The following is a 275-nucleotide window of genomic DNA, read 5'->3' as shown; positions in this document are numbered from 1 at the left end:
AGCTCGGCTAAAGAGACTGAGAGGCCTTCCGGCACCAGGGTGCTACGATTGCTACGGAGGCGATAACATGACAACTATCCCGCACCGTGAACTACGCAACCAGAGCAGTAAAATCCTGGAACGTGTCAAGAACGGCGAAGTTATTGACGTCACCAACAACGGCGAGATAGCGGCCACGCTTATTCCGCCGTCGGCTTCACCCTTTGAGCGTTTACTCCAAGCAGGCAGCGTCCGCCCAGCCAGCGAGGCTCCGGTGGATTTCGCGATTCTTCCCC

1 protein-coding gene is annotated in these 275 nt (G+C 57.1%); it reads left to right on the top strand.

Annotation, left to right across the window (positions count from 1 at the left end; all coding sequences use genetic code 11):
* Positions 1-67 precede the first annotated feature (67 nt).
* Positions 68-275, top strand: a 208-nt coding sequence (locus SB764_RS39965) for a type II toxin-antitoxin system Phd/YefM family antitoxin (RefSeq protein ID WP_410866743.1), incomplete at its 3' end; no start/stop codon positions are given.

This window comes from Paraburkholderia sp. SIMBA_027 (genome assembly GCF_046535315.1).
GTDB classification, from domain to species: domain Bacteria; phylum Pseudomonadota; class Gammaproteobacteria; order Burkholderiales; family Burkholderiaceae; genus Paraburkholderia; species Paraburkholderia tropica.
This window is presented reverse-complemented; position numbering and strand designations above follow the sequence as displayed.